Here is a 21456-nt window from a genome sequence, read left to right as displayed (position 1 = left end):
GTGTTCCGGGTCAAGATTGATTATGATCGGTGTATGACTGAATCATACAAAGGAGCCTGTACATCTTGAGATATTATGTTCTGGACCGCGGAGATGAATTGTCCATCCAACTAGCGGAGCAATTTCACAAGCTGGCGGCGGAGCGGGATTTGGAGCTGGATGCCAAGTCTCCGGAAATTGTGATATCGATTGGCGGCGACGGCACCATGCTGCATGCTTTTCATACGTTTATCGACCAGATTCCTAATTTGGCTTTTGTCGGTGTGCATACCGGGCATCTAGGCTTCTATGCGGACTGGCAAGCTGAAGAGCTGCCGACCCTGATCGATTATATGTGCGGAGATATAGGGCCGCATAATCCACGCATGGTGCAGTATCCGCTCCTTGAACTGGAAATTCACAAGAAGTCCGGTTCAAGCTCGCATATTGCCCTGAACGAATTCACACTTAAAGGCGTAGACGGAACGGTTGTCATCCAGATTGATATTAACGATGTAACCTTCGAAATGTTCCGCGGTGACGGCATTTGCATCTCTACCCCCTCCGGCAGTACCGCTTATAACAAAAGTCTGGGAGGCGCCATGGTGCATCCCACGATCGAGGCGCTGCAGATTTCGGAGATTGCTTCGATTAATAACCGGGTATTCCGCACGATGGGTTCACCGCTGCTGCTGCCCAAGCATCATCACTGCGATATTTTCTCGCGCAAGGATCAGCGTCTGCTGCTGACCGTGGACCATAACAATATTCCTGTGGATGATCTGATCTCTGTACGTTGCCAGGTGTCCGACAAAAAAATCAGTTTTGCCCGGTACCGCCCTTTCCCTTTCTGGAACCGTGTCCGTGAAGCGTTTCTAGTGTAGGATTTTCTGGGGAATAGAAGGTATCCGAACCGAATGATACGTCTGCTTTCCATTGCTCTTACAGCCGGAGATGCCCCGCCTCTCCGGCTTTATCATGCCGCCTGCCCGGAGTCCTGCTACCTCCGGAGCATCGTTCATAAGAAATGGACAGAGGGAATTTTCAAATGGTATAATGAACCTATTTTACAAAGTTTGCTAATTAAAAGGAGAGAATCTATTGAAAAAACTACTATCCCTCATTGGCGTGAGCCTGCTGGCCCTCGTACTGGCCGTTCCCGCTTTTGCAGCAGAGAAACCTATCAAAGTCTACATAAACAACAGCAATCTTACCTTCACCGCCGGAACCCCTTATCTGAAGGATAATACGGTGCTGGTGCCTTTCCGGGTTATATTCGAGAAGCTCGGGCTGCAGGTGCTATGGGATTCCAAGACAGGAACAGTTACAGGGACAGGTACAGGCCTGAATATCAGCCTTAAGGTCGGCAGCAAACGTGCTACTGTCAACGGTACGGTCAAGCAGCTTACGGTTGCTCCGGTATCCACGGCAGGTACAACTTACATACCGCTGCGTTTCATAGCTGAAGCCACCGGCGGAACAGCCGTCTGGGATTCAGCCAGCCGGAGCGTGAAAATTACCGTACCGCAATCCTCCTCCAGCGATGAGAAGGATATTACAGCACTCATTCAATTATCCAATAAATATTATAATGAAGAAAAAGCCATCAGCTTCTACTCCCTGGTAGATTCCGAATCCGATAATATGGAATCTGTAACGGATATGAATTCCCTGTTCGAGCTGTACGACCTCAAGAATACTATTACAAGCCTTAAGATTCTGAGTCTTGCCGGAGACGAGGCTACTGTCTACACTGTCGAAAGCTCGGTTAGAACCGGCGGTTATTATATCCCGGATGAGCAGTTCGAATATTTGTACACACTGGTCCGTAAGGACGGTTCCTGGAAAATCTCCGGAATGGAGGTACAGGAATCCACGGTGCTGCTTACACGCGAGCAAGGCATGAAGCAGGCGGTGCTTCCACAGGGTGACGCCACAGTAATCAAGGATAATCTCAGCAAATATTATCAGAATATGACTACCCAGAATGTTAATGGAACCCTGGCACTAATGACCTCTTACGGTGAGGAATATGACGCTGCCAGTGCAGCCGATCTGCAGGATCTTTTCGATTCCTATGATCTCAGCTACTCGCTGACAAATGCGAATATCTACTATTATGCGGCTGACGAAGCTGCGGTCTACACGGAAGTCTCAATAAAAGACGGTGAATCGGGAGAGAGCTACACCCAGTCCCTCATCTTCATTCTGAGCAAATCGGAAAGCGGCGCATGGACCATTGACGACACTTATCACATCAGCTTTGATAGTGCGCAATCCTAGAATATCAAAATATATCAAAAGGATGTATGAACTTATGAAATCAGCCAAGATCCTTACTGCAGCCCTCAGCGGCTGCTTGGCTTTATCCATCGCTTGGGCTCCTGCCGCTTCGGCCGCAGACGCTGCTGCTTCCACTGAAGCAGTGCAATCCTCCAAAACGGATATCATCAATGAAATTATGGAATATCTTGAGTACTACAATGTGGAGGGTATTGATCAGGATACGCTCATCCGTGGTGCGATTGACGGCATGGTAAGTACGCTGGATGATCCCTACAGCCAATATTTCGATCAGGCGGAAGCTGCGGACTTCGGCCACGCGGTTGATCTGGAATATGTCGGCATCGGCGTCCGGCTCGTATATACGCCCAAAGAACTCTACATTGAAGAAGTGATGAGCGGTTCCCCCGCAGAGAAAGCCGGTCTGAAACGCGGGGATATCATTCTTAAGATCAACGGTGTAAGGGTAGATGATACGGCAGGCGATGAGCTTGCCGGCGCGTCCGGCACGAAGGTCTCTCTGCTGATCCAGCGGGACGGCGTTAGCAAATCCTACAGTGTTACCCGCAGTGAAATTACCACAACATCCGTTACCAGCACAATTATCGGGTCCAAGGTTGCCTATATTGCCATCAACGGCTTCACACAGACCGCTGACGAAGAGTTCTCCACAGCGCTGGATAAAATGCGGGCAGCCGGAATGAAGTCACTGGTGCTCGATCTGCGTGACAATACAGGCGGCTACATGGATAGCGCCCAGAATATTGCCGCCAAGTTCATGGATGCCGGTATCATGATGTACACCTCCGATCAGAGCGGCGTACTGACACCTGTAACGATCACAAGCGGCAGCAAAATCGGCGTTCCCGTTGTTGTACTGACCAATGAATACACCGCCAGTGCTTCCGAAGCTTTGACCGGGGCACTCCGCGACAACAAACTGGCTACAATCGTCGGTACCCGTTCTTACGGCAAGGCGCGGATTCAGAGTCTGATTCCCATGTCGGACGGCGGCGAGCTGAAGCTGACAACGATGAAGTATCTGACTCCAAGCAAGGAGGATTTCAACCACATCGGACTCGCTCCTGATATTGAGATCAAGGGCAAAACAGCCCAGCTGATCACCGCTCTGCAAATCGCCGGTCTAACCGGAATCACAGCCTCCGGTGACAATCATATTCTGGATATCAACGGTGCTGCTTTTGCCGGAAATGTCGGTCTGATCAAGCAGGGGGATAAAGTCTATGCCTCCTCCCGCGTACTGTCCGCACTTGTAGAGAGCGAAGTAACCTGGGACGCGAAGAACAAGAAGGTGCTGATTACGACCGGAGCCGGCAAAAGTTCAGGATTCACCCTGGCCGCCAAAGAGGCGCTATACCAGGACGGCGAAACCTTCATCGAGCTGGGTGCCTTCAAGAAAAAGTTCCCGCTGCTTACGTGGAGCTATAACGCTGCCCAAAATCAGCTGAAATTATCGGTTAAATAATTGGACTCCATAGCTAAAATACTGCACTGACATCGAAAGAGTCCCTCCAGCCATGTGGCTGAAGGGACTCTTTAGGTTATCGGCAGCGCATAAGCGACACTGCGGGAGAATGCACCGAAACACCGGAGAAAACCTGGAATAACCGCCCCGTGAACAGGCGTTGCCTACCCTTGGCTGTTATTCGGATTCTGGCTGTTCTGGCTATCCTGTTTATTTTGATTGTTTTGATTGCTTGGGTTATCTTGCTTGTTTTGGTTGCTTGGGTTATCCTGCTTGTTCTGGTTGTTCTGTCTGTTGGAATTGCTCTCTCTATTTTCTCTGTTCTCTTTGTTCTGCTTTTGATTATTCGAGTTGCCTTGATTGCCACCCTGATTTCCCTGCTGCTGGCCTCGGCCCTGGAACTCTTTGTGGTTCTTCTTGCCTTGCTCCTTGTTGCGGTGATTCCGGCTCTGGTGTTCACGCACAGGTCTGTCTTTGGCAGCATGCTCCCGGCCCGAACCGCCTGCGTTATCCTTGTCCCGGTTCCCTCCCTTGGACGGGGATTCGCGGTGATCTTTCACATTCCCTGCCGGCTCGGCAGACTCCTGCTCCAGTTCTTCCTCCGTTCCCGGTTCAGGAACTTCCTTAATCAGAATATCCTTGAAGGTTCCCTCCTGCGGAGCTTCCTTCAGCTTGTGCAGCACAAAATATGCACAGCCAAAATTACAGTATTCATTAATGTAATCCACCATGCCTGAAATAGCCGTATCCCGGTTCACCTTGGGGTGATTATCCCGGTAGAAACCTTTCAGACGCAATTGGCTGTACCCCCAGTCACCGATAATATAATCGTAGCGGTCCAGCACCTCGCTGTATCTTCCGCGAAATGCTTCCGGGTTCCAGCCGTCCTTATGATCGAGCATGAGCTCGTAACCTTTTCCACCTATAACGATCAAGCGTGTGTCGCCTGCCTTTCTATGAGAGGGTTGGGGGCGTTGATAAGCCGTCATTCCGCGACTCCATCAACGCGGAGGGGTGGTGCAACCGTACACCCCAGGACCTCGCCGCTAACGCGCCATTGGTCCTTTCCCCTTCTTAACAACTGAAACCTGAAGCCATAACCTTAAGGCTAAAGCATAGAGCCAATTTAAAGCTAATACTTTAAAAAAGCATTTAAAACCTATCCCCTGTGACTCCGTCACGTGGCAAATTTGCACAGCAAATTTTTGTAAAGATTACATTATAGAACGCACATAAGATTAAGCACTACACTTAAGCCTGGGAAACCGAACGCGCCTCACGCGCAACCGCAGCAGACTTCACCTGATCATGCGCATGATAGGAGCTGCGCACCAGCGGACCCGCCTCCACATGGCTGAAGCCGCGCTTCATTCCCTCTTCCTTCAGCATAGCGAATTCTTCCGGCGGATAATACTTCTCCACGTTCAGATGTTTCGGCGAAGGCTGAAGGTATTGTCCTAATGTCAATATATCACAATCTGCCGCTCTCAGGTCATCCATCGCCTGCAGAATTTCGTCCCACTCCTCGCCGACCCCAAGCATAATGCTTGATTTCGTTGGAATATCCGGCTTAATCTCCTTCGCGCGGCGCAGCAGCTCCAGGGAACGGCGGTATTTGGCTCTGGCCCGGACACGGTCCGACATGCGTTCCACGGTCTCAATATTGTGATTCAGAATATCCGGATTGCTGTTCATCACGATCTCCAGACTCCCGCGGTCGCCCAGGAAATCGGGAATCAGTACCTCTACGCTGCACAGAGGAAGACGCTTACGAATAGCGGCTACCGTCTCGGCAAAAATCTGCGCGCCCCCATCCTTAAGATCATCGCGGGCCACGCTGGTAACCACACAATGCTTAAGCATCATCCCTTCTGCAGCTTCAGCTACACGTTCGGGTTCGAGCAGATCGAGTTCAGTCGGCAAGCCTGTATTTACAGCGCAGAAACGGCAGGCCCGTGTGCAAATATCACCCAGAATCATGAAGGTTGCCGTACGGTTCGCCCAGCATTCATAAATATTCGGACAGCGCGCTTCTTCACATACGGTATGTAACGTCTTGGAACGCATCATGCCCTTAATTTCCTGATAATCTTCACCGGTGGTTAACTTGATTTTGATCCAGTCTGGCTTGGGCTGTTTGGCTGTTCTATTAGTCAAAATGATGAAACCCCGCTTTCGATCTGAATGTCATTTTCATAGTTAAAAGTTGCTGCCTCATATTATAGCATGTGGAATAGTCATTTGCCTGTTTTTGTGAACCTTTGGGCGGTAACGGATAAAAATAACGCTTTTGCTTCAATCTAAAGAAAAGCACCTGCAAGGTGCCATTTCATGAGGATGTATAGATGACTAAGCGTCCGGAACACAGGAGGTTGAGATTATGCCTGCCCTATTCAGAAGTTATAACACCCGGAGAACCCTTATATGCATGTCGGCAGCCGCCTTGCTCTGGGGCAGCAGCCCTGCTATGAGTACCCCCGCCCACGCTGCCCGTTATCATAAGCTGCCGGAGCTGACGTCCAGCGGTCCCGTAGCCGCAGACAGCAAAGAAGCCGCCGCCGCTGCACGCAAAGGGCTCTATGAACAGATGAGTGCAGCAACCGGAATTCCCTGGTTCCGGTTCGCTGCGATTGATCAATATGAACGGTCTGTCGCCAAAAAGAAAAAAAGCCCTGCGGCGTCAGAAACAGACCCTGCAGCAGCTCCCGCCCGGCTCACCGGTATCTCCATCCCTGCACCCGTATGGTCCGGACCCCTGAACCCTAATCAGGAGGATAAGTTCCCGGAATCCATCACCTTCTTCGGCGGCTTCGGCCGTGACGGCACGGGAGACGGCATTGCCGATCCCGGGAATGATATTGATGTGCTCTATAGCATGGCAGAGCATCTGCTTAAGTACGGCAGATCCTCCAGCGACTTCAGCATCGGCATCTGGGAGTATTACCATAACGGACGTGCAGCTCAGCGGATAGCCCAGTTCGCCAAGCTGTATGAGCATTTCGGGCGGCTTGACTTGTCAGGCAGCGCCTTCCCGCTGCCGATAGGTACGAACTACGCCTACCGCAGCACCTGGGGAACAGGCCGGAGCTGGGGCGGGGCGCGTGTCCACGAAGGGACGGACTTGTTCGCACCGCATGGCTTGACCGTCCGCAGCACCTGCTTCGGAGTGGTGGAGACCAAGGGCTGGAACCGTTACGGCGGCTGGCGGATCGGCATTCGTGATATCGAGAACCGCTACCATTATTACGCGCATTTGATGGGTTATGAGAAGTCCTTATCCCGGGGGGATATTGTGATTCCAGGCCAGACCATCGGCTGGGTGGGCAGCTCCGGATACGGCAGTCCGGGCACCCAGGGCAAATTCCCGCCCCATCTGCATTACGGGATCTACCGTGACCGCGGAATTACCGAATGGGCCTTCGATCCCTATCCGCTGCTCAAACAGTGGGAGAACCAGGAATTCCGGCAGCTCAAAAAAAGCAAAAACAAGAAATGAGCCTCTGCTTCATGCAGATCTTCATTTAATGCAGCATCAGGCAGCCAAACGGCTCAATCTCCACAAGCATCCGCTTATCGGTGCGGATGGTGAGTCCGCTCAACAGATCAACCAGCACAGTTTTGTCCGGGCGGTAATTGCATAGCTCAAGCTGGTACGCATTAGGAGAATTATTGATAATAAGGCCCATCCGGTCCTGCTCACTGCGCCGCACATAACCTAGGACATTGCGCGGCTCGTCTGTAAACCACGGGCGGAATCCGCCTGTCCGCAGCACTTCATGTTCTTTTCGCAGAGAGATCAGCTGTTTGTACCATTCCTGCAGCAGGATATTCTGATCCTGAGCCTCCCAGACCATCGGCTGCCGGCAGTGGGGATCCGTAGCCCCTTCCATTCCAACTTCATCACCGTAATAAATCATGGGCAGACCTATATAGGTCATCTGGAAAAATACAGCCAGCTTCATCCGGCTTAAGCTTGTGGATTCACGGTCCCAGCCCCTGCCTCCCTGCTTGCAGGCAGTCAGAAAACGCAAGGTGTCATGGCTGCCCAGCAGCTGGAACATAGCTGAATTAGCCTGATCATTATAGAGGGCTTCCTGGTGCAGCACCTGTTCCATGAAGCGGACCGGGCCCGCAGATTGTCCGGCAAAAAACTCCAGCACCGCATCCCGCAGCACGTAGTTCATCCCGCCGTCGAACTGGTCTCCCCGGAGCCACGGTCCGGAAGCATGCATAATCTCACCAATCAGCAGGAGGTCGGGGAACTCGGCCTTCAATTCCCGGCGGAACCTCGGCCAAAAGGCCGGGGACACTTCATTGGCCACATCCAGCCTCCATCCGTCGATTCCCGCCTCCCGTACCCAATACTTGGCTACCTCCATCATATAATCAGCTACATCCGGATGATCCATATTCAGCTTCGGCATGCTGGCTTCCGCTTTGGCGAAGGTCTCATAGCTGGGAACCGGCGCCTGGCGTACAGGGAAAGAACGGATATAGAACCAGTCTTTATACGGCGATGCCTCTCCCCGCTCCAACACATCCTTGAAGGCAAAGAACGTATCCCCGGCATGATTGAATACCGCATCGAGCAGAACCTTCATCCCGTGTCGGTGTGCTGTATCAACCAGCATTCTCAGATCCTCCATCGTACCAAAGCCCGGGTCCACCTTGTAATAATCGGATGTATTGTATTTATGCTCAGAAGGCGATTCGAAGATCGGAGTCATATAAATGGCGGTCACACCCAGCCCGTGCAAATAGGGGATTTTGTCCGCAATGCCTTGTAACGTCCCCTGGTTGTAGCTGCTGGGATAAATCTGATAAACAATCGCATCTGCAGTCCAGGAAGGCAGCAGGGTTGCCTGCGGACGGTGAATATATGCATATTGAAAAGCCCCTGCCTGCTCCCGGTTCTCCGACATTCCCCTCTCTCCATACCATACATTTTCCCCTGCGGGATTCTTGATATGGAACTGGTACCGGCATTTGCCGGTCTCCGTCCGGAGTACCGCCTCATGAATGTCATAGGCCCCGGCAGAACCGGTCCGCTCCATCTCCTGCGGAAGCTCGCTGCCGGGTGAATCGTAGCGGTCGGAATGGATAACGGTACAGCAGAGCGACTGTCCGCTCTGCACAAATAAACGCAATTTAAGGGTGCCGGGACCTGCCGGGAAAGCGAAAGGGTCCTCGGCCGTATGGTACAGAAACAAATGCTTGGACATCAGGTTCAGTCTCCTTTGGTACTGCATAGAGTAGCTTGCACAATCTGTGTTATTATGGCAGGTAGAACGAGTTCACTGTCATGGAATACAAATACCGTTATGACCGAGAGGGATCGCTATGAAAGTTACGATTAAGGATATTGCCCAGGCGGCAGGAGTTGCCAAATCCACCGTATCCAAGGTAATGAATGACTCTCCCAAAATATCCGAGGAAACGAAAACCCGGGTCAGGGATATTATTAAACAGATGAACTATACTCCCAGCAGTATTGCCACCGGACTTGCCAGACAAAGCAGTAATACGGTCGCAATCCTGATCGATATGTCTAAGGAAAGCGAATTTTTGAATCAGTTCTTTTATAACATTATCGGCGGGGTGGAGAGCGTCATCGGACCTCTGAAATATGAGCTGACCATTGCCAACATTCAGCATGATCAGGCTGAGGGGCATTTCCTGCACAGACTGGTGCTGAATAAGCGGGTGGACGGTATCATTGCCAACACTTCTGTGCTGACTCCTGAGCTATGCGCAGAGCTTAACAGGCTGGAGTTCCCCTATATCTCGATCGGTGAAATTAATCCTCCAGGAACATGGGTCGATTGTGACAATGAGCTGGGAGGAACCGTGCTGACTAAGCATCTGCTGAAGCAGGGATATTCCTCGGTTGCTTTTATTGGCGGCGAGCAGAACGAGCCTCTGTTCCTGCGCCGTATCGCCGGTTATACGGCCACACTGCGTCAGGCGGGACTTCCGGTGCGCAGCGACCGGATTATCAATGGCAGAGCAGCCGAAGAGGATGGCTATGACGCGGCTATGCAGCTGCTGCAAAGCGCAGAACCGCCAGATGCTATTGTCTGCATGAGTAACTTCTCTGCTTTTGGAGTGCTCCAGGCTGCCCGGGAACTGAATGTTCAGATTCCGGCGCAGCTGGGCATCGCCACGTTCGATGAATACCCGCTGTCTCCCTATACCACACCTCCGCTAACTTCACTCAATATGGATACCTTCCAGCTCGGGGTCTCCGCAGGACGGTTGTTAATGGACAGGCTTGGCACCACGGTCACTACTGAGAGCGGACAGCTGCTGGAGCCGGTGCTGATTCCAAGGTTGTCTTCCCTGCGAAGCAGTAAGTAGTCTGCGGACTGAATAGATTAAATGAGGCAATTCGTCCGAATGAATAACCCGGACTGGACTTGGCTGGGCTATACCGGCCCCATCCGGGGAAACCGGTTTCCTTAAATTGAAATTAACACGCACTATAGGCAATGTCAATGTGAAATCATACAATAAGAACTGCATGCCGAAGAGCCCCTTCCACTGAATTGTGAAAAGGGGCTCTTCGGCTTGTCCGTCTACCTTCCCTGAATTAATGACCGGAGCTGCGGATAAACTGCAGTACTTCCCTCATCATCGCCGGGCTCTCCTCGCTGTGGCAGACCATATGCCCGCTCTTTTCCATAATCAGCACCTGCTTGCGGCCGGAGGGGATGGTCTGCTCCAGATAGCCTGCACTTTTGAATTTCACCAGATGATCGCGCCTGCCCTGCACAATGAGGGTTGGCAGATCCATCTGCGGATAGATCTCAAAGCTCTCGCGGACCAGACGCTGAAATTCTCTTGTGGCCTTCGCGGGAGTGGAGCCCCATTTACGGATGTAATTCCTGATCATCTCCGGCTGCCCCAGCGTCCGCAGGATCTCGACCGGATTCAGCGGAAATACAGGGGTGGACAGCAAAGTCAGTGATTTGATCCTGGCCTTATATTGAACCGATAGATGGGAAGCAATCAGCGCTCCTGTAGAAAAACCTATCAGATGTACGCCCTCTGTCCGGGTCAGCAATGTACTCAGCTCATCCTCGGCGCTTTGCCGCCAACCCTGGCGGTCCGACTGGAGCAGATCACTGCGGCTGCCCCCGTGTCCCTGTAACGTAAACGTTCTGGACAGGCAATCATGCGCTCCGAGATACTGGGACAATGGAGCAACCTCATATTCGCCTCCGGTGAAGCCATGTATAAACAAGCAGCTATCCTTCATGTATCCTCATTTCACCCCTTATTAATATCCATTTTATCCATTTATAGAAAAATAAACCTTAACAGTGCTGAAGTCAAGGTTTACTCCCTTTTCCTGCTATGAACCGACTGCAAAACAGCGGTTATCTCTCCCACCAGGTCAGACTCAGCGCAGAGATAATGGTTCCGACCGCAGCACTTGAGGAGGTTACATTGATGCTGATTGCATTGTTAGGCGGAACGATGATACTTCCGGTAAAGGCCGGAGTAAATACTCCCGGCGCTAATTGATAAGTGGCTAATACGCTTCCTCCGGTGATTGCCGCGGTAGAGGACTGAACCGTCATGGCACTGGCCGCCGGGCTGCCCAGATTATTGTTCACCGGAGTTACAGTAGCAGGCGAAGTGATTGTGCCTCCTCTAACAATGGTAAAGGTTCCTGAGATGGAGGTCAGCAGCGAGGTCCCGCCGATACTGCCGCTTACGCGGGATAAATACAAGGTTCTGCCGCTGCCGGCCGGATTATTGATGCGCACTGTGATGATGGCAGAAGCAAGTCCCAGGACAATCGTTGCCGAGTTCGAAGCATTCGCCGAGAATAAAACGGCAGACTGGGAAGCGCTTATCTCCGGCGGTGCGCTAATGTCCGGTGCCCGAAAAGTATTCGTCATCTCTACATAGACCGGCTGGTCATTGTCATTAATTACATAATTATTAGGCATGAGCCGCTCCCTCCCGTTCGGGTCTGGTTCTAGTTCTCCCACCAGCTGATGTTCCCGGTAGCCGCTGTACTGCCAGATGCAATTGTAATGCTTATCGTAAGCGAGCTGCCGGGGGACAGAATTATTCTTCCGTCCAAATCAAGAATCACCGGACCTGTGGCCAGCAGCAGCGACATTAACGTTGCCGGACTTCCGGTGGGTGCCGCCGTTGCTGTCCGTGCAGTCGTCACACTGGTGACCGCGCTGCCGAAGTTATAGTTGACCGGGGTTACGATAGATCCCCCGACTGTTGCATTGCGCAGCAGTGTTAAGGTTACCGCTGCTGTCCCGGTGCTCGCGATTACGCGCGAAATATACACCGTACGTCCGTTGCCGCCCGGATTGGATACCTGCATCACAAGCGGAGCTGCAGTAGTAACTGTGGAAGCAAAGGAAAACCCGAACAATAAGCCTGACATGGCGGCTCCCGCCTCAGGAAGGGTATCAATACCGGGAGCAATATAGGTGTTGACCTGCTCTGTATACAGCGGCTGGCTGTTCTGGTTGAATACAGCATCATTGGGCATAGCTTTACCCTCCCTCGTTCTAGCATATTCTCATAGTATGCAAGGACGTCTGGCAGGTTGTTCGGTAATATGCGTATTTTTGCACCCGCAACCCAGTCATCCTCTTAAATTCTCCATATAGTAATATCACACCATTCGAATGGTCCAGCTTAAACGTACAGGCTTCACCCTGTTCCACCCGCCAGCTTATATATGCTTGAGACCCAGACGACGGTTTGGGTTTTTTCATGAGTAAGCAGACGATATCCATTCTATGAAGAAAGGATGAATAACTTTGCCGAATTTCAGTTCATTTCAAGCCAATCCGGACAATCTGCGCACGCTTATTTTCGGCCGGGACCCTTCGACTCTGATTGACCGCCCACTGACAACGGATGCCAGCGGAAATCTGACCACCGTTATCTTAAACGGAACCATCTCCAGCGTGCTCGGGGCTACGATTACTGCTGGTACATTGTCTTCGGCTGGTACAGTCACCAATATCCTCGCCGGTACGATTACTAGCGTGCTCGGCGCTACGATTACTGCTGGTACGTTGTCTTCGGCTGGTACAGTTACTAACCTGTTGGATGGTACGATTACTAGCGTGCTTGGTGCTACGATTACTGCCGGTACATTGTCGTCAGCTGGTACGGTTACTAACATCCTTGCCGGTACGATTACTAGTGTGCTTGGCGCTACGATTACTGCTGGTACGTTGTCTTCGGCTGGTACAGTTACTAACCTGTTGGATGGTACGATTACTAGCGTGCTTGGCGCTACGATTACTGCTGGTACATTGTCATCCGCTGGTACGGTTACTAACCTGCTCGACGGCACGATTACTAGTGTGCTCGGGGCTACGATTACTGCCGGTACATTGTCTTCAGCCGGTACGGTTACCAACCTGCTCGATGGTACGATTACTAGCGTGCTTGGCGCTACCATCACTGCCGGTACATTGTCTTCGGCTGGTACGGTTACCAACATCCTCGCCGGTACGATTACTAGCGTGCTTGGCGCTACGATTACTGCCGGTACGTTGTCTTCGGCTGGTACAGTTACTAACATCCTTGCCGGTACGATTACTAGCGTGCTTGGCGCTACGATTACTGCTGGTACGTTAACCAACCTGCTGGACGGTACGATTACTAGCGTGCTCGGCGCTACGATTACTGCTGGTACATTATCATCCGCTGGTACGGTTACTAACCTGCTCGATGGTACCATCACTAGCGTGCTTGGCGCTACGATTACTGCTGGTACATTGTCTTCAGCTGGTACGGTTACCAACCTGCTCGATGGTACGATTACTAGCGTGCTCGGCGCTACGATTACTGCTGGTACATTATCATCGGCTGGTACGGTTACTAACCTGCTCGATGGTACCATCACTAGCGTGCTCGGGGCTACGATCACTGCCGGTACATTGTCTTCGGCTGGTACAGTTACTAACCTGTTGGATGGTACGATTACTAGTGTGCTTGGCGCTACGATTACTGCTGGTACGTTGTCTTCGGCTGGTACGGTTACTAACCTGCTCGATGGTACGATTACTAGCGTGCTTGGCGCTACGATTACTGCTGGTACATTGTCTTCGGCTGGTACGGTTACTAACCTGCTCGATGGTACCATCACTAGCGTGCTCGGGGCTACGATTACTGCTGGTACATTGTCGTCAGCTGGTACGGTTACTAACATCCTCGCCGGTACGATTACTAGTGTGCTCGGGGCTACAATTACTGCTGGTACATTATCATCGGCTGGTACGGTTACTAACATCCTTGCCGGTACGATTACTAGTGTGCTCGGGGCTACAATTACTGCTGGTACATTATCATCGGCTGGTACGGTTACTAACCTGCTCGATGGTACCATCACTAGTGTGCTCGGGGCTACGATCACTGCCGGTACGCTGAGCAGCGTAACCTCGATTTCACAACGCAGCTTTATTGAGCTGGCTACAACCGGAATTGCAACTTCAGATACCTACACGCCTTTGCCGGCCAATACTACCAGCGTACTGGGCACCTATTCTTACTTCATTGTGAATACCGGAGCCAATCCGGTGAATACCCGTGTTGAGATCAGCGCGGACGGAACTAACTATTTCGTGGATACTACAGGCGACAATCCGCTGCCGGCTGGTTCGGTTGACGTCATCGTGCCTGCACGGTTCCTGAAATACACCCGCCTGTCCTATCAATCCTCTACGCCGGGTGCGGCTTCTACGCTTAATGTCATTTTTGATGCACAAGGAACGTAAAAGAAATGCCCGTCATATGATGCAGAAGCAAAGAGTGCATGGATATCCATGTACTCTTTCCTGTGCAGCATTCTGCTTCTACATAAGACGGCAAAACGCGACCCTGTGCCTCAACTAGCAATAAGCAGTACCTAATGATATGGCCCGCCAAGGAGGAACAATCGTGAATAAACCTGCCAAACCAACGCTCGGAGTGCAGCTGATTGTCAAAAATGAAGCCGAGCTCCTGCCCCGCTGTCTTGCCAGTCTAAGCGGTGCTGATGAAATCATCGTTACCGATACCGGATCTTCAGATCAAACGATGGACATTGCCCGGGCTTATGGGGCTGACGTATATGCGGTCGGGTGGAGTAATGATTTCTCGGCAGCACGCAATTCCGGATTGTCCTGCGCGAATACCGACTGGATCCTGGTGCTGGATGCGGATGAAATATTGCAGACTTCCATAGAGTCAATCAAGGATATCCTGCAAGGCAGCACAGCCGAAGCTTATTCAGTACGCATAGAGAACTGGCTGGGGAGTAATCCGGAGGACCGTCTGTATCACAGTAATGTGCGGTTATTCCGCAATGGACAGGGCTATCTTTTCAGCGGAAGAATTCATGAAAGTGTAGATCCCTCTATTCTAAAAATACATGGAGCCGCCGCAATCGGAACCAGCAGCATAGAGATCATTCACCTCGGCTACCTGCCCTCCCTTATGAATGCCAAAAATAAAATCAGCCGCAACGAACAGCTGCTGCGCCTTGCGCTGGAAGAAGAGCCGGACGATGCCTTTTACAGCTATAATCTGGCGGTCACCTGCTGTCAGGACGGGCGGCTGAAGGAAGCCGAAGAACTGCTGCACCATACGCTTAGCCATGCTCCGCTTCAGGTCTCATACCGTCCGTCCATGATTCGTGATCTATGCAAAATCTATCTGGCCACCGGTAAAGTAAAAGCGCTCGACAGCCTCCTGACACGCGAGCTTACGCGTTATGGCGATTATCCCGACTTACACTATATTCAGGGACAGTCCTGGGAGAGCCAGGGGCTTCCTGATCGTGCGTATCAGTCTTACCAGCATGCAGTGGACACTTCCTCCGCCGCTGCTCCGCACAGAGCTTATGTCAGCGAACAAGGCATGGACAGCTTCCGCCCGCTGCACCGCATGGGGGTCATCTCACAGCAGCTTGGCAAGCAGGAGGAGGCCGCCCGTCTGTTCCACCGTTCACTGCAGCATCATTCGCTGTATCTCCCGGCGATGCAGGGTATCGCCTCTGCCTTCCAGCAGCTGGAGGTGCCGGATGAGGACATCGCAGGGCTGCTAATACAGCTGTCCGGTACCGGACAGAGCGCAGCAAGAGGCGCAATTATCCGCACTTTATATGAGCTTGGCGCTTATAAGGTAATTGCTGAGCTGCCGCCCGAGCTTTTTCCGCTGGAGACAGGTACTGTGCTGCTCATCCTCTCTTCCTGGGTCAGCACCGGGAAATATCATGCGTTCAGAAAGACTGCAGCCAAGCTGCGGGCACAACCCTTGCAGCTGTCTCCCGGGGAATTGGATACAGAGACTATGCGGCAGCTATGGCTCCTTGAAGCGGTCTGTACGTGGGAGCTTGGCGAGAAACTCCAGCAAGAGAAATGGTTGCAATCGCCTGCAGAGCTGCGCTCCGGATTGCTTTTTATCGATACACAGTTGTCGTCAGAAGCAGTCCTCCCGCAAGCAGCCGTTGCTGATTCCGGCCACTCTCCGCTCATTACCGAGGTAATCCGGCTCGCTGTGAAGCTGGAGCTTGTGACACTGGGTAAGCTGCTTGTGGATCGTTTCCCTGCTCATACAGGCGATCTGGCGGAGGTGCTCTATGAAGAAGGCTGGCGGGCGGAGGCGGGGGAATTGTTCATCCGTCTGGTCAGCAGCAAAGAAGCGCGGGGATCGACGCTGCGGTATCTCGGAGAGATGCTGGCGGATAAAAGGCATTATGCCGAAGCAGCGGACTGGTACCGGCTTTCGCTCGAAGAATCTCCCGGGGATGAGGCAGCTAGTGCCGGATTGGCGCTATGTTATTTGCATTTGGCGGAGTTGGGGCTCGGGGAAGTTGCAAACAGCTTCAAGGGGGAGCAGGCCCACGGGCGTCTTCAGGAGGATCGGACCACGACTGCCCATTCCATCGAGGTGCTGAACCGCACGCCCTGGCACACGACTTGGAATTACAGACAGCGGCAGAGAGGAGCAGACCTAAGCTTATGAAAAAAACACCGCGCAAACCGCTGATCTCCTTATGTATGATCGTCAAAAATGAAGCCGACACTTTGGCCCGCTGTCTGCAGAGTGTACGCGGCGTTGCGGATGAAATCATAATTGTGGATACAGGCTCCACCGACTCCACGGTCTCTATCGCCCGCAGCTTCGGTGCCCGGATCATCCCGTTCCCCTGGAACGGGGATTTCGCGTCCGCACGCAATGCCGGCCTGGCCGGGGCTCGGGGAACCTGGATTCTGGTGCTGGATGCGGATGAAGAGCTGGAGCCCGGGAGTAAAAAAGAATTGCTGGTGTGCGCGGAGCATACGGAGTATGAGGCGTTTTTTGTGCGGATTCATAACCATAAGGGGACGGACCGCGCCTCGCAGACCATTACGGTCAATCCGATCCTCCGCATGTTTAAGAGCCGCGCGAGCTATCGCTTCAGCGGAATTATTCATGAGCAGATCGCCGCTGTGATTGTGCAGGAAACCCCGGCCGCCGCGATGCATATGAGCACTGTCGTTGTTCATCATTACGGCTATGCCGACGGGGTTGTGGAGAAAAAAGATAAAATCAGCCGTAATATCGGGCTGCTTAAGGAACAGCTGAAGCTGAATCCCGGGGATGCTTTTCATCATTTCAATATGGCGGTTGAATATATGCGGCTGGGCGATTACGGGCATGCCCTGGAGCATATCCAGACTTCGCTGGACCATGTGGAGCCGGATACGAGCTATATTCATCTGCTGTATAAATACGAAATCCGCTGCCTGGCTGTAACAGGTGATCTCCCGGGTGCGCTGGAGGCTTGTGAACGGGGGCTTGCCCTCTTCCCGGATTATCCCGATCTTCATCATATAAAAGGGGCTTTGCTGCTGCAGGTGTCAGCTTTTGCCGAGGCCAAAGCTGCGCTGGGCCGGGCGCTCGACATCGGAGTTTCGCCTCCCGCCTACCATACGGAATCCGGTCTCGGCACTTACCTTACCCGGACTCTTCTGGGGCAGGCATGCCAGCAGATCGGCGAGGATAACGAAGCAATAGCCTGCTTCACAAGGGCGGCTCAGCTTCATCCGGAGCCCTTGCCGCTGGTTACCCGGCTGGTGCGGCTGTTCAAATGTGCCGGGCGTGAGCTTGAGATCAGGGGCTGGCTGGCCGAGCATTTGCCCGTCATCCTGGCGGAGCAGCGCCCGGAGCTTGTGCGGCTGCTGGTAACGGACGGTTGTTATGCGGCGGCGGCTGATGTGTTGGGCGGCAGCGATGAGGCTGCTGTGGGGAAGCGGGCTGCGGGGGAACAAGTTGCGCGGGAGCATGTTGAGGGAGAGCTTGCTGCGGGGGAACAAGTTGCGCGGGAGCATGTTGAGGGAGAGCTTGCTGCGGGGGAAACAGTTGCGCGGGAGCGTGTTGAGGGAGAGCTTGCTGCGGAGGAACAGGTCGTGCGGGAGTTTGGTGAGGGAGAGCTTACTGCGGGGGAACAGGTCGTGCGGGAGTGCGCTGCAAATAAGCGGAGGTCGGGGGCTCATGCTGAGGAAGGGCAAGATTACGCTGGAGAACCGGAGCCATCCTCTGCCGATTCTCTGCTTCGGCTGCTTCAGCGGGCGGAAGCCATTCCCGCAGCAGAGCTGACGTACGGCGATATAGCGGCGCTGCATCAGTACCCTGCGTTTGCCCGGACAACGGGCGGTACAACACCTGCCTCCGAATCTGCGGCAGCTGTACAGCCCTGGATATCCCTGGCTGACAAGGTATTGGCTACGCTGGAGGCTTCATCCGTCTTTTCCCCGGCGGCCGCAAGAGCACGTCTCGCACTTCCGCTTCCCAGACCCGCTGATTAGGAAGGAGCTTCTGACTATGCATAATCCAGGGCTATCGCTCTGCATGATTATTAAGAACGAGGCCCAGCATCTGGAGAAATGTCTGAGATCCGTGCAGGGATTGGTCTCCGAGATCATCATTGCCGATACCGGATCGACGGATGGCAGCATGGAGATCGCCCGCAGGTCCGGTGCCCGGGTCATTGAGATGCCATGGGAGCATGATTTCTCCAAGGCCAGGAACCGGGCACTGCGGCTGGCCTCCTATGCCTGGATTCTGGTGCTGGATGCGGATGAAGCAATCGCAGGCTGGAAGCCGGAAGAGCTGGAGCGGCTGCTGGAGACGCAGGTTGCTGACGGTTATTTCCTGCCTTTTATCCACTATGTGGGTGAGTTCCCTGAAAAGGATTATGTGACGGACAATGTGTGCCGGCTGTTCCGCAATGATGAACGCATCCTGTTTCGCGGCAGCATTCATGAGGAGGTGGCCTCCAGTATCTGGAGCCTTCCGGGAGGACATATCGCATACGCAGCTCTGCCGGTGCATCACTATGGATATCTGGACGGTGAGCTGCAGCGCAAGCATAAAACCAGCCGCAATCTGGAGCTGATCCACTCCGCTCTGCATCTTGAACCCCGCAGCATCCATCTGCGGTACGCACTGGGTACGGAGCATTACCAGCAGGGAAACTACAATGCTGCGGTGGAGGTTCTCCTCCCGCTGCTGGAAGAAGTTCCGGCTGACTCCGGATATACCGCTGACCTTTACCTCAAGACAGCCTACGCCTTGGAGGCCGGAGGACGTCCGGAAGAGGCGCAGGCTGTCTACGAGGCCGGGAGCATTCTGTATGCAGATTTCACAGATCTGCTGGAGAGCTATGCCGGACTCCTTCTGGAGCAAGGGGAGTTATGGCGGGCTTACGATCTGCTTCAGCGGGCACTGGACAGCGGTAATACCGCGCATAAATACCCCTCCTCCTCCGGCAGCGGCACAAGCCGCACCCGCTTGTTCACCGGGCAGGTCTGCGAGCAGCTGTTTCTATATCAGGAGGCACTGGACCATTACAGGCAGGCTCTCGGCTACACCCCTGACGATTCCGCCGCCTGGGCACAGCTTGTACCGCTGTGCCTGCTGTCCGGACAAGAGGAGCAGCTGACGGCCATCACTCTTCAGCTGCTCCCTGCCTTGCCCCAGAGAGTGCTGAGCAGGCTGGTGCCTGCCGCACTCAATGCCCGCGCCGCCGAATGGCTGGCGGCGCTCAGCGCAGCACCGCATCTGCCGGAAGCCATCCGGCAGGTTGTGCAGGTGCTGCTGGGCACGCTGTTCCGGGACCCGGAACAGCCCTGTACCGCATCCGTCCGGCTGGAACGGATGCTGCTGCTGGATGAGCCGGATGAGCCATGGATATCCGGCTATCTGTGGGCCTTGTCCTGCCGCAGCGGCGGGAGCGCTGCAGCAGGACAGTGGCTGGAGCGCCTGGCCCGGAACAGGCCAGGCATTGCTGCTGTGCACCGCTGGCTCGCGCAGCAGACCGCCGGTGCATCAGCTCATCCGGCAGAGCGGGAGCCGGAGCCGCATATGGAATGTAAGGCCGATGAGCCTGCTGAAGCTGCCGGAACTGACAGATGGCGGGAAAGAGGTCCCCGGCATGCTGAATCCGGCAATTCCGCCATCCCGCAGCGCACCGCTGAAGATTACGCAGACAATTCTGCTCCGCCTTCCGGCAGCTCACCACAGCTTGGGCTCAGCACAGATACACCGTTAAGCTTTCCGGATATTTCTTACGCTGCGCAGCTGCTGGTCCAGGCAGGTGCTTGGGTTACACTGCTCCTGTTATTCAAGCCAATGGAAGCTTCACGTTTCCATTGGAGCCGCTTGCCCCAGCCTCTGCTACACGGGCTGCTGCACGCGCCTGTTCCGGTCAAGAAGCAGTGGTGCACTATGTATACCGGGCAAGCTCATTTTTACAGCTCGCCCGGCGATGCTGCCGAGTGGCTGCTATACGCAGCAATAGCCGATTCCTGCGGGCTGATCCCCCGGCTTGACCCCGCTGACGAACAGGCGCTGCGGCAATCCGGCGGACCTGCGGCAGCCATTGGCCTCAGCTACCACAAGCTGCTGCTCGCAGCCAAGGTTCACCCGCAAGGAATACCTGTCGTTTCCGGCAGCATCCCCTGGCTGCTGCTTGTAAGGTCCGCCCTCCAGGCAGCACCGTGACACGGACCGTAGCTGCCAGGAACCGCTTCTGTATGCACATCTCTCACAACATTGATAGAACTTAAAATTTATAGAAACTGCTAAAAGGCCTCGTAACACTCTATGGGCCTCAGCGACACTCAGCATCACTCAGCAACACTCAGCGACACTCAGCATCACTCAGCACACTCAGTAATACTCAGCACACTCAGCAACACTCAGCATCACTCAGCATCACTCAGCATCACTCAGCATCACTCAGCATCACTCAGCATCACTCAGCATCACTCAGCATCACTCAGCATCACTCAGCATCACTCAGCATCACTCAGCATCACTCAGCATCACTCAGCATCACTCAGCATCACTCAGCATCACTCAGCATCACTCAGCATCACTCAGCATCACTCAGCATCACTCAGCATCACTCAGCATCACTCAGCACACTCAGTAATACTCAGCACACTCAGCAACACTCAACCTTACTCTATACTGGCTGTCATCAGCTGATTGCATGACGCACGATAGATAGAAATGCAGATAGCCAGCCGCTTCAATCCATTCTGCTTGCACATACAGCAGAATGGAGTCATTTCATCCTTTGAGGACAAGCCCGGTAATATTACTCATTTCCCCATCTCGCCCACTCCTAGCGCAATCAAAGGTATTCGTATCCCCTTATTCCTCACATCGTCCATCTCCAGCAC

The 21456-nt window shown here is 53.4% G+C and carries 15 protein-coding genes; 9 read left to right on the top strand and 6 right to left on the bottom strand.

Annotated elements, in window-relative coordinates; all coding sequences use genetic code 11:
* The first annotated feature begins 65 nt into the window (after positions 1-65).
* From NSU14_RS02020 to NSU14_RS02010, 3 genes are all read left to right on the top strand, one after another.
* On the top strand, positions 66-863 hold the full coding sequence (locus NSU14_RS02020; RefSeq protein WP_039307186.1) for an NAD kinase: 798 nt from the start codon (positions 66-68) through the stop codon (positions 861-863).
* Positions 864-1080: 217 nt separating this feature from the next.
* Positions 1081-2262: a copper amine oxidase N-terminal domain-containing protein gene (locus tag NSU14_RS02015; RefSeq protein WP_340942454.1), complete on the top strand. Its 1182-nt coding sequence runs from the start codon at positions 1081-1083 to the stop codon at positions 2260-2262.
* Positions 2263-2296: 34 nt separating this feature from the next.
* Positions 2297-3748, top strand: a complete 1452-nt coding sequence (locus NSU14_RS02010) for a S41 family peptidase (RefSeq protein ID WP_052422092.1) — start codon at positions 2297-2299, stop codon at positions 3746-3748.
* A 164-nt stretch (positions 3749-3912) separates the two neighbouring features.
* On the opposite strand, the gene NSU14_RS02005 is transcribed toward NSU14_RS02010, so the two are convergent.
* Together NSU14_RS02005 and lipA are read right to left on the bottom strand one after the other, a co-directional pair.
* On the bottom strand, positions 3913-4683 hold the full coding sequence (locus tag NSU14_RS02005) for a YutD family protein (protein ID WP_340942451.1): 771 nt from the start codon (positions 4681-4683) through the stop codon (positions 3913-3915).
* Between the two features lie 316 nt (positions 4684-4999).
* Positions 5000-5905 carry a lipoyl synthase gene (lipA, locus tag NSU14_RS02000; protein WP_039307183.1) on the bottom strand — a complete coding sequence of 302 codons (906 nt, stop codon included), beginning with the start codon at positions 5903-5905 and terminating at the stop codon, positions 5000-5002.
* 223 nt (positions 5906-6128) lie between these two features.
* Between lipA and NSU14_RS01995 the strand changes: the two genes are divergently transcribed.
* On the top strand, positions 6129-7244 hold the full coding sequence (locus NSU14_RS01995; RefSeq protein ID WP_336100872.1) for a M23 family metallopeptidase: 1116 nt from the start codon (positions 6129-6131) through the stop codon (positions 7242-7244).
* A gap of 25 nt (positions 7245-7269) precedes the next feature.
* Here the strand turns inward: NSU14_RS01995 and NSU14_RS01990 are convergent, their stop codons facing one another.
* Positions 7270-8970, bottom strand: a complete 1701-nt coding sequence (locus NSU14_RS01990; RefSeq protein WP_042139847.1) for an alpha amylase N-terminal ig-like domain-containing protein — start codon at positions 8968-8970, stop codon at positions 7270-7272.
* Between the two features lie 118 nt (positions 8971-9088).
* Here NSU14_RS01990 and NSU14_RS01985 point away from each other — a divergent pair, with 118 nt between their 5' ends.
* Entirely contained in the window at positions 9089-10105 is a 1017-nt protein-coding gene (locus tag NSU14_RS01985) for a LacI family DNA-binding transcriptional regulator (protein ID WP_336100870.1), read from the top strand.
* 232 nt (positions 10106-10337) lie between these two features.
* Here the strand turns inward: NSU14_RS01985 and NSU14_RS01980 are convergent, their stop codons facing one another.
* The 3 genes from NSU14_RS01980 to NSU14_RS01970 all read right to left on the bottom strand — a co-directional run bounded on the left by NSU14_RS01980 (position 10338) and on the right by NSU14_RS01970 (position 12272).
* On the bottom strand, positions 10338-11006 hold the full coding sequence (locus NSU14_RS01980; protein ID WP_042139849.1) for an alpha/beta hydrolase: 669 nt from the start codon (positions 11004-11006) through the stop codon (positions 10338-10340).
* A gap of 121 nt (positions 11007-11127) precedes the next feature.
* Positions 11128-11706 carry a hypothetical protein gene (locus NSU14_RS01975; RefSeq protein WP_042139851.1) on the bottom strand — a complete coding sequence of 193 codons (579 nt, stop codon included), beginning with the start codon at positions 11704-11706 and terminating at the stop codon, positions 11128-11130.
* A 29-nt stretch (positions 11707-11735) separates the two neighbouring features.
* A complete protein-coding gene (locus NSU14_RS01970) occupies positions 11736-12272 on the bottom strand; it encodes a hypothetical protein (RefSeq protein WP_042139852.1) in 537 nt (178 codons plus the stop codon).
* 274 nt (positions 12273-12546) lie between these two features.
* On the opposite strand from NSU14_RS01970, the gene NSU14_RS01965 reads away from it, so the two are divergent.
* The 4 genes from NSU14_RS01965 (at position 12547) to NSU14_RS01950 (ending at position 20770) form a co-directional block, all read left to right on the top strand.
* Positions 12547-14517 (top strand): DUF6385 domain-containing protein, encoded by a 1971-nt coding sequence (locus NSU14_RS01965; protein WP_340942440.1) that lies wholly within the window; start codon positions 12547-12549, stop codon positions 14515-14517.
* A gap of 163 nt (positions 14518-14680) precedes the next feature.
* Positions 14681-16747 carry a glycosyltransferase gene (locus tag NSU14_RS01960; protein ID WP_340942438.1) on the top strand — a complete coding sequence of 689 codons (2067 nt, stop codon included), beginning with the start codon at positions 14681-14683 and terminating at the stop codon, positions 16745-16747.
* Positions 16744-18573: a tetratricopeptide repeat-containing glycosyltransferase family 2 protein gene (locus NSU14_RS01955; RefSeq protein WP_340942436.1), complete on the top strand. Its 1830-nt coding sequence runs from the start codon at positions 16744-16746 to the stop codon at positions 18571-18573. Before NSU14_RS01960 ends, NSU14_RS01955 begins: the two co-directional genes overlap by 4 nt.
* A 16-nt stretch (positions 18574-18589) precedes the next feature.
* On the top strand, positions 18590-20770 hold the full coding sequence (locus NSU14_RS01950; RefSeq protein ID WP_340942435.1) for a tetratricopeptide repeat-containing glycosyltransferase family 2 protein: 2181 nt from the start codon (positions 18590-18592) through the stop codon (positions 20768-20770).
* Positions 20771-21456 lie beyond the last annotated feature (686 nt).

It is taken from the genome of Paenibacillus sp. FSL R10-2771 (assembly GCF_038000205.1).
GTDB classification, from domain to species: Bacteria; Bacillota; Bacilli; order Paenibacillales; family Paenibacillaceae; genus Paenibacillus_AQ; species Paenibacillus_AQ phytohabitans.
This window is presented reverse-complemented; position numbering and strand designations above follow the sequence as displayed.

Bases quoted from the DNA above. Each gene is read 5' to 3' on its own strand.
- NSU14_RS02010 (WP_052422092.1), top strand. From the start codon at position 2,297: ATGAAATCAGCCAAGATCCTTACTGCAGCCCTCAGCGGCTGCTTGGCT.
- NSU14_RS01995 (WP_336100872.1), top strand. From the start codon at position 6,129: ATGCCTGCCCTATTCAGAAGTTATAACACCCGGAGAACCCTTATATGC.
- NSU14_RS01990 (WP_042139847.1), bottom strand. From the start codon at position 8,970: ATGTCCAAGCATTTGTTTCTGTACCATACGGCCGAGGACCCTTTCGCT.
- NSU14_RS01985 (WP_336100870.1), top strand. From the start codon at position 9,089: ATGAAAGTTACGATTAAGGATATTGCCCAGGCGGCAGGAGTTGCCAAA.
- NSU14_RS01980 (WP_042139849.1), bottom strand. From the start codon at position 11,006: ATGAAGGATAGCTGCTTGTTTATACATGGCTTCACCGGAGGCGAATAT.
- NSU14_RS01975 (WP_042139851.1), bottom strand. From the start codon at position 11,706: ATGCCTAATAATTATGTAATTAATGACAATGACCAGCCGGTCTATGTA.
- NSU14_RS01970 (WP_042139852.1), bottom strand. From the start codon at position 12,272: ATGCCCAATGATGCTGTATTCAACCAGAACAGCCAGCCGCTGTATACA.
- NSU14_RS01955 (WP_340942436.1), top strand. From the start codon at position 16,744: ATGAAAAAAACACCGCGCAAACCGCTGATCTCCTTATGTATGATCGTC.
- NSU14_RS01950 (WP_340942435.1), top strand. From the start codon at position 18,590: ATGCATAATCCAGGGCTATCGCTCTGCATGATTATTAAGAACGAGGCC.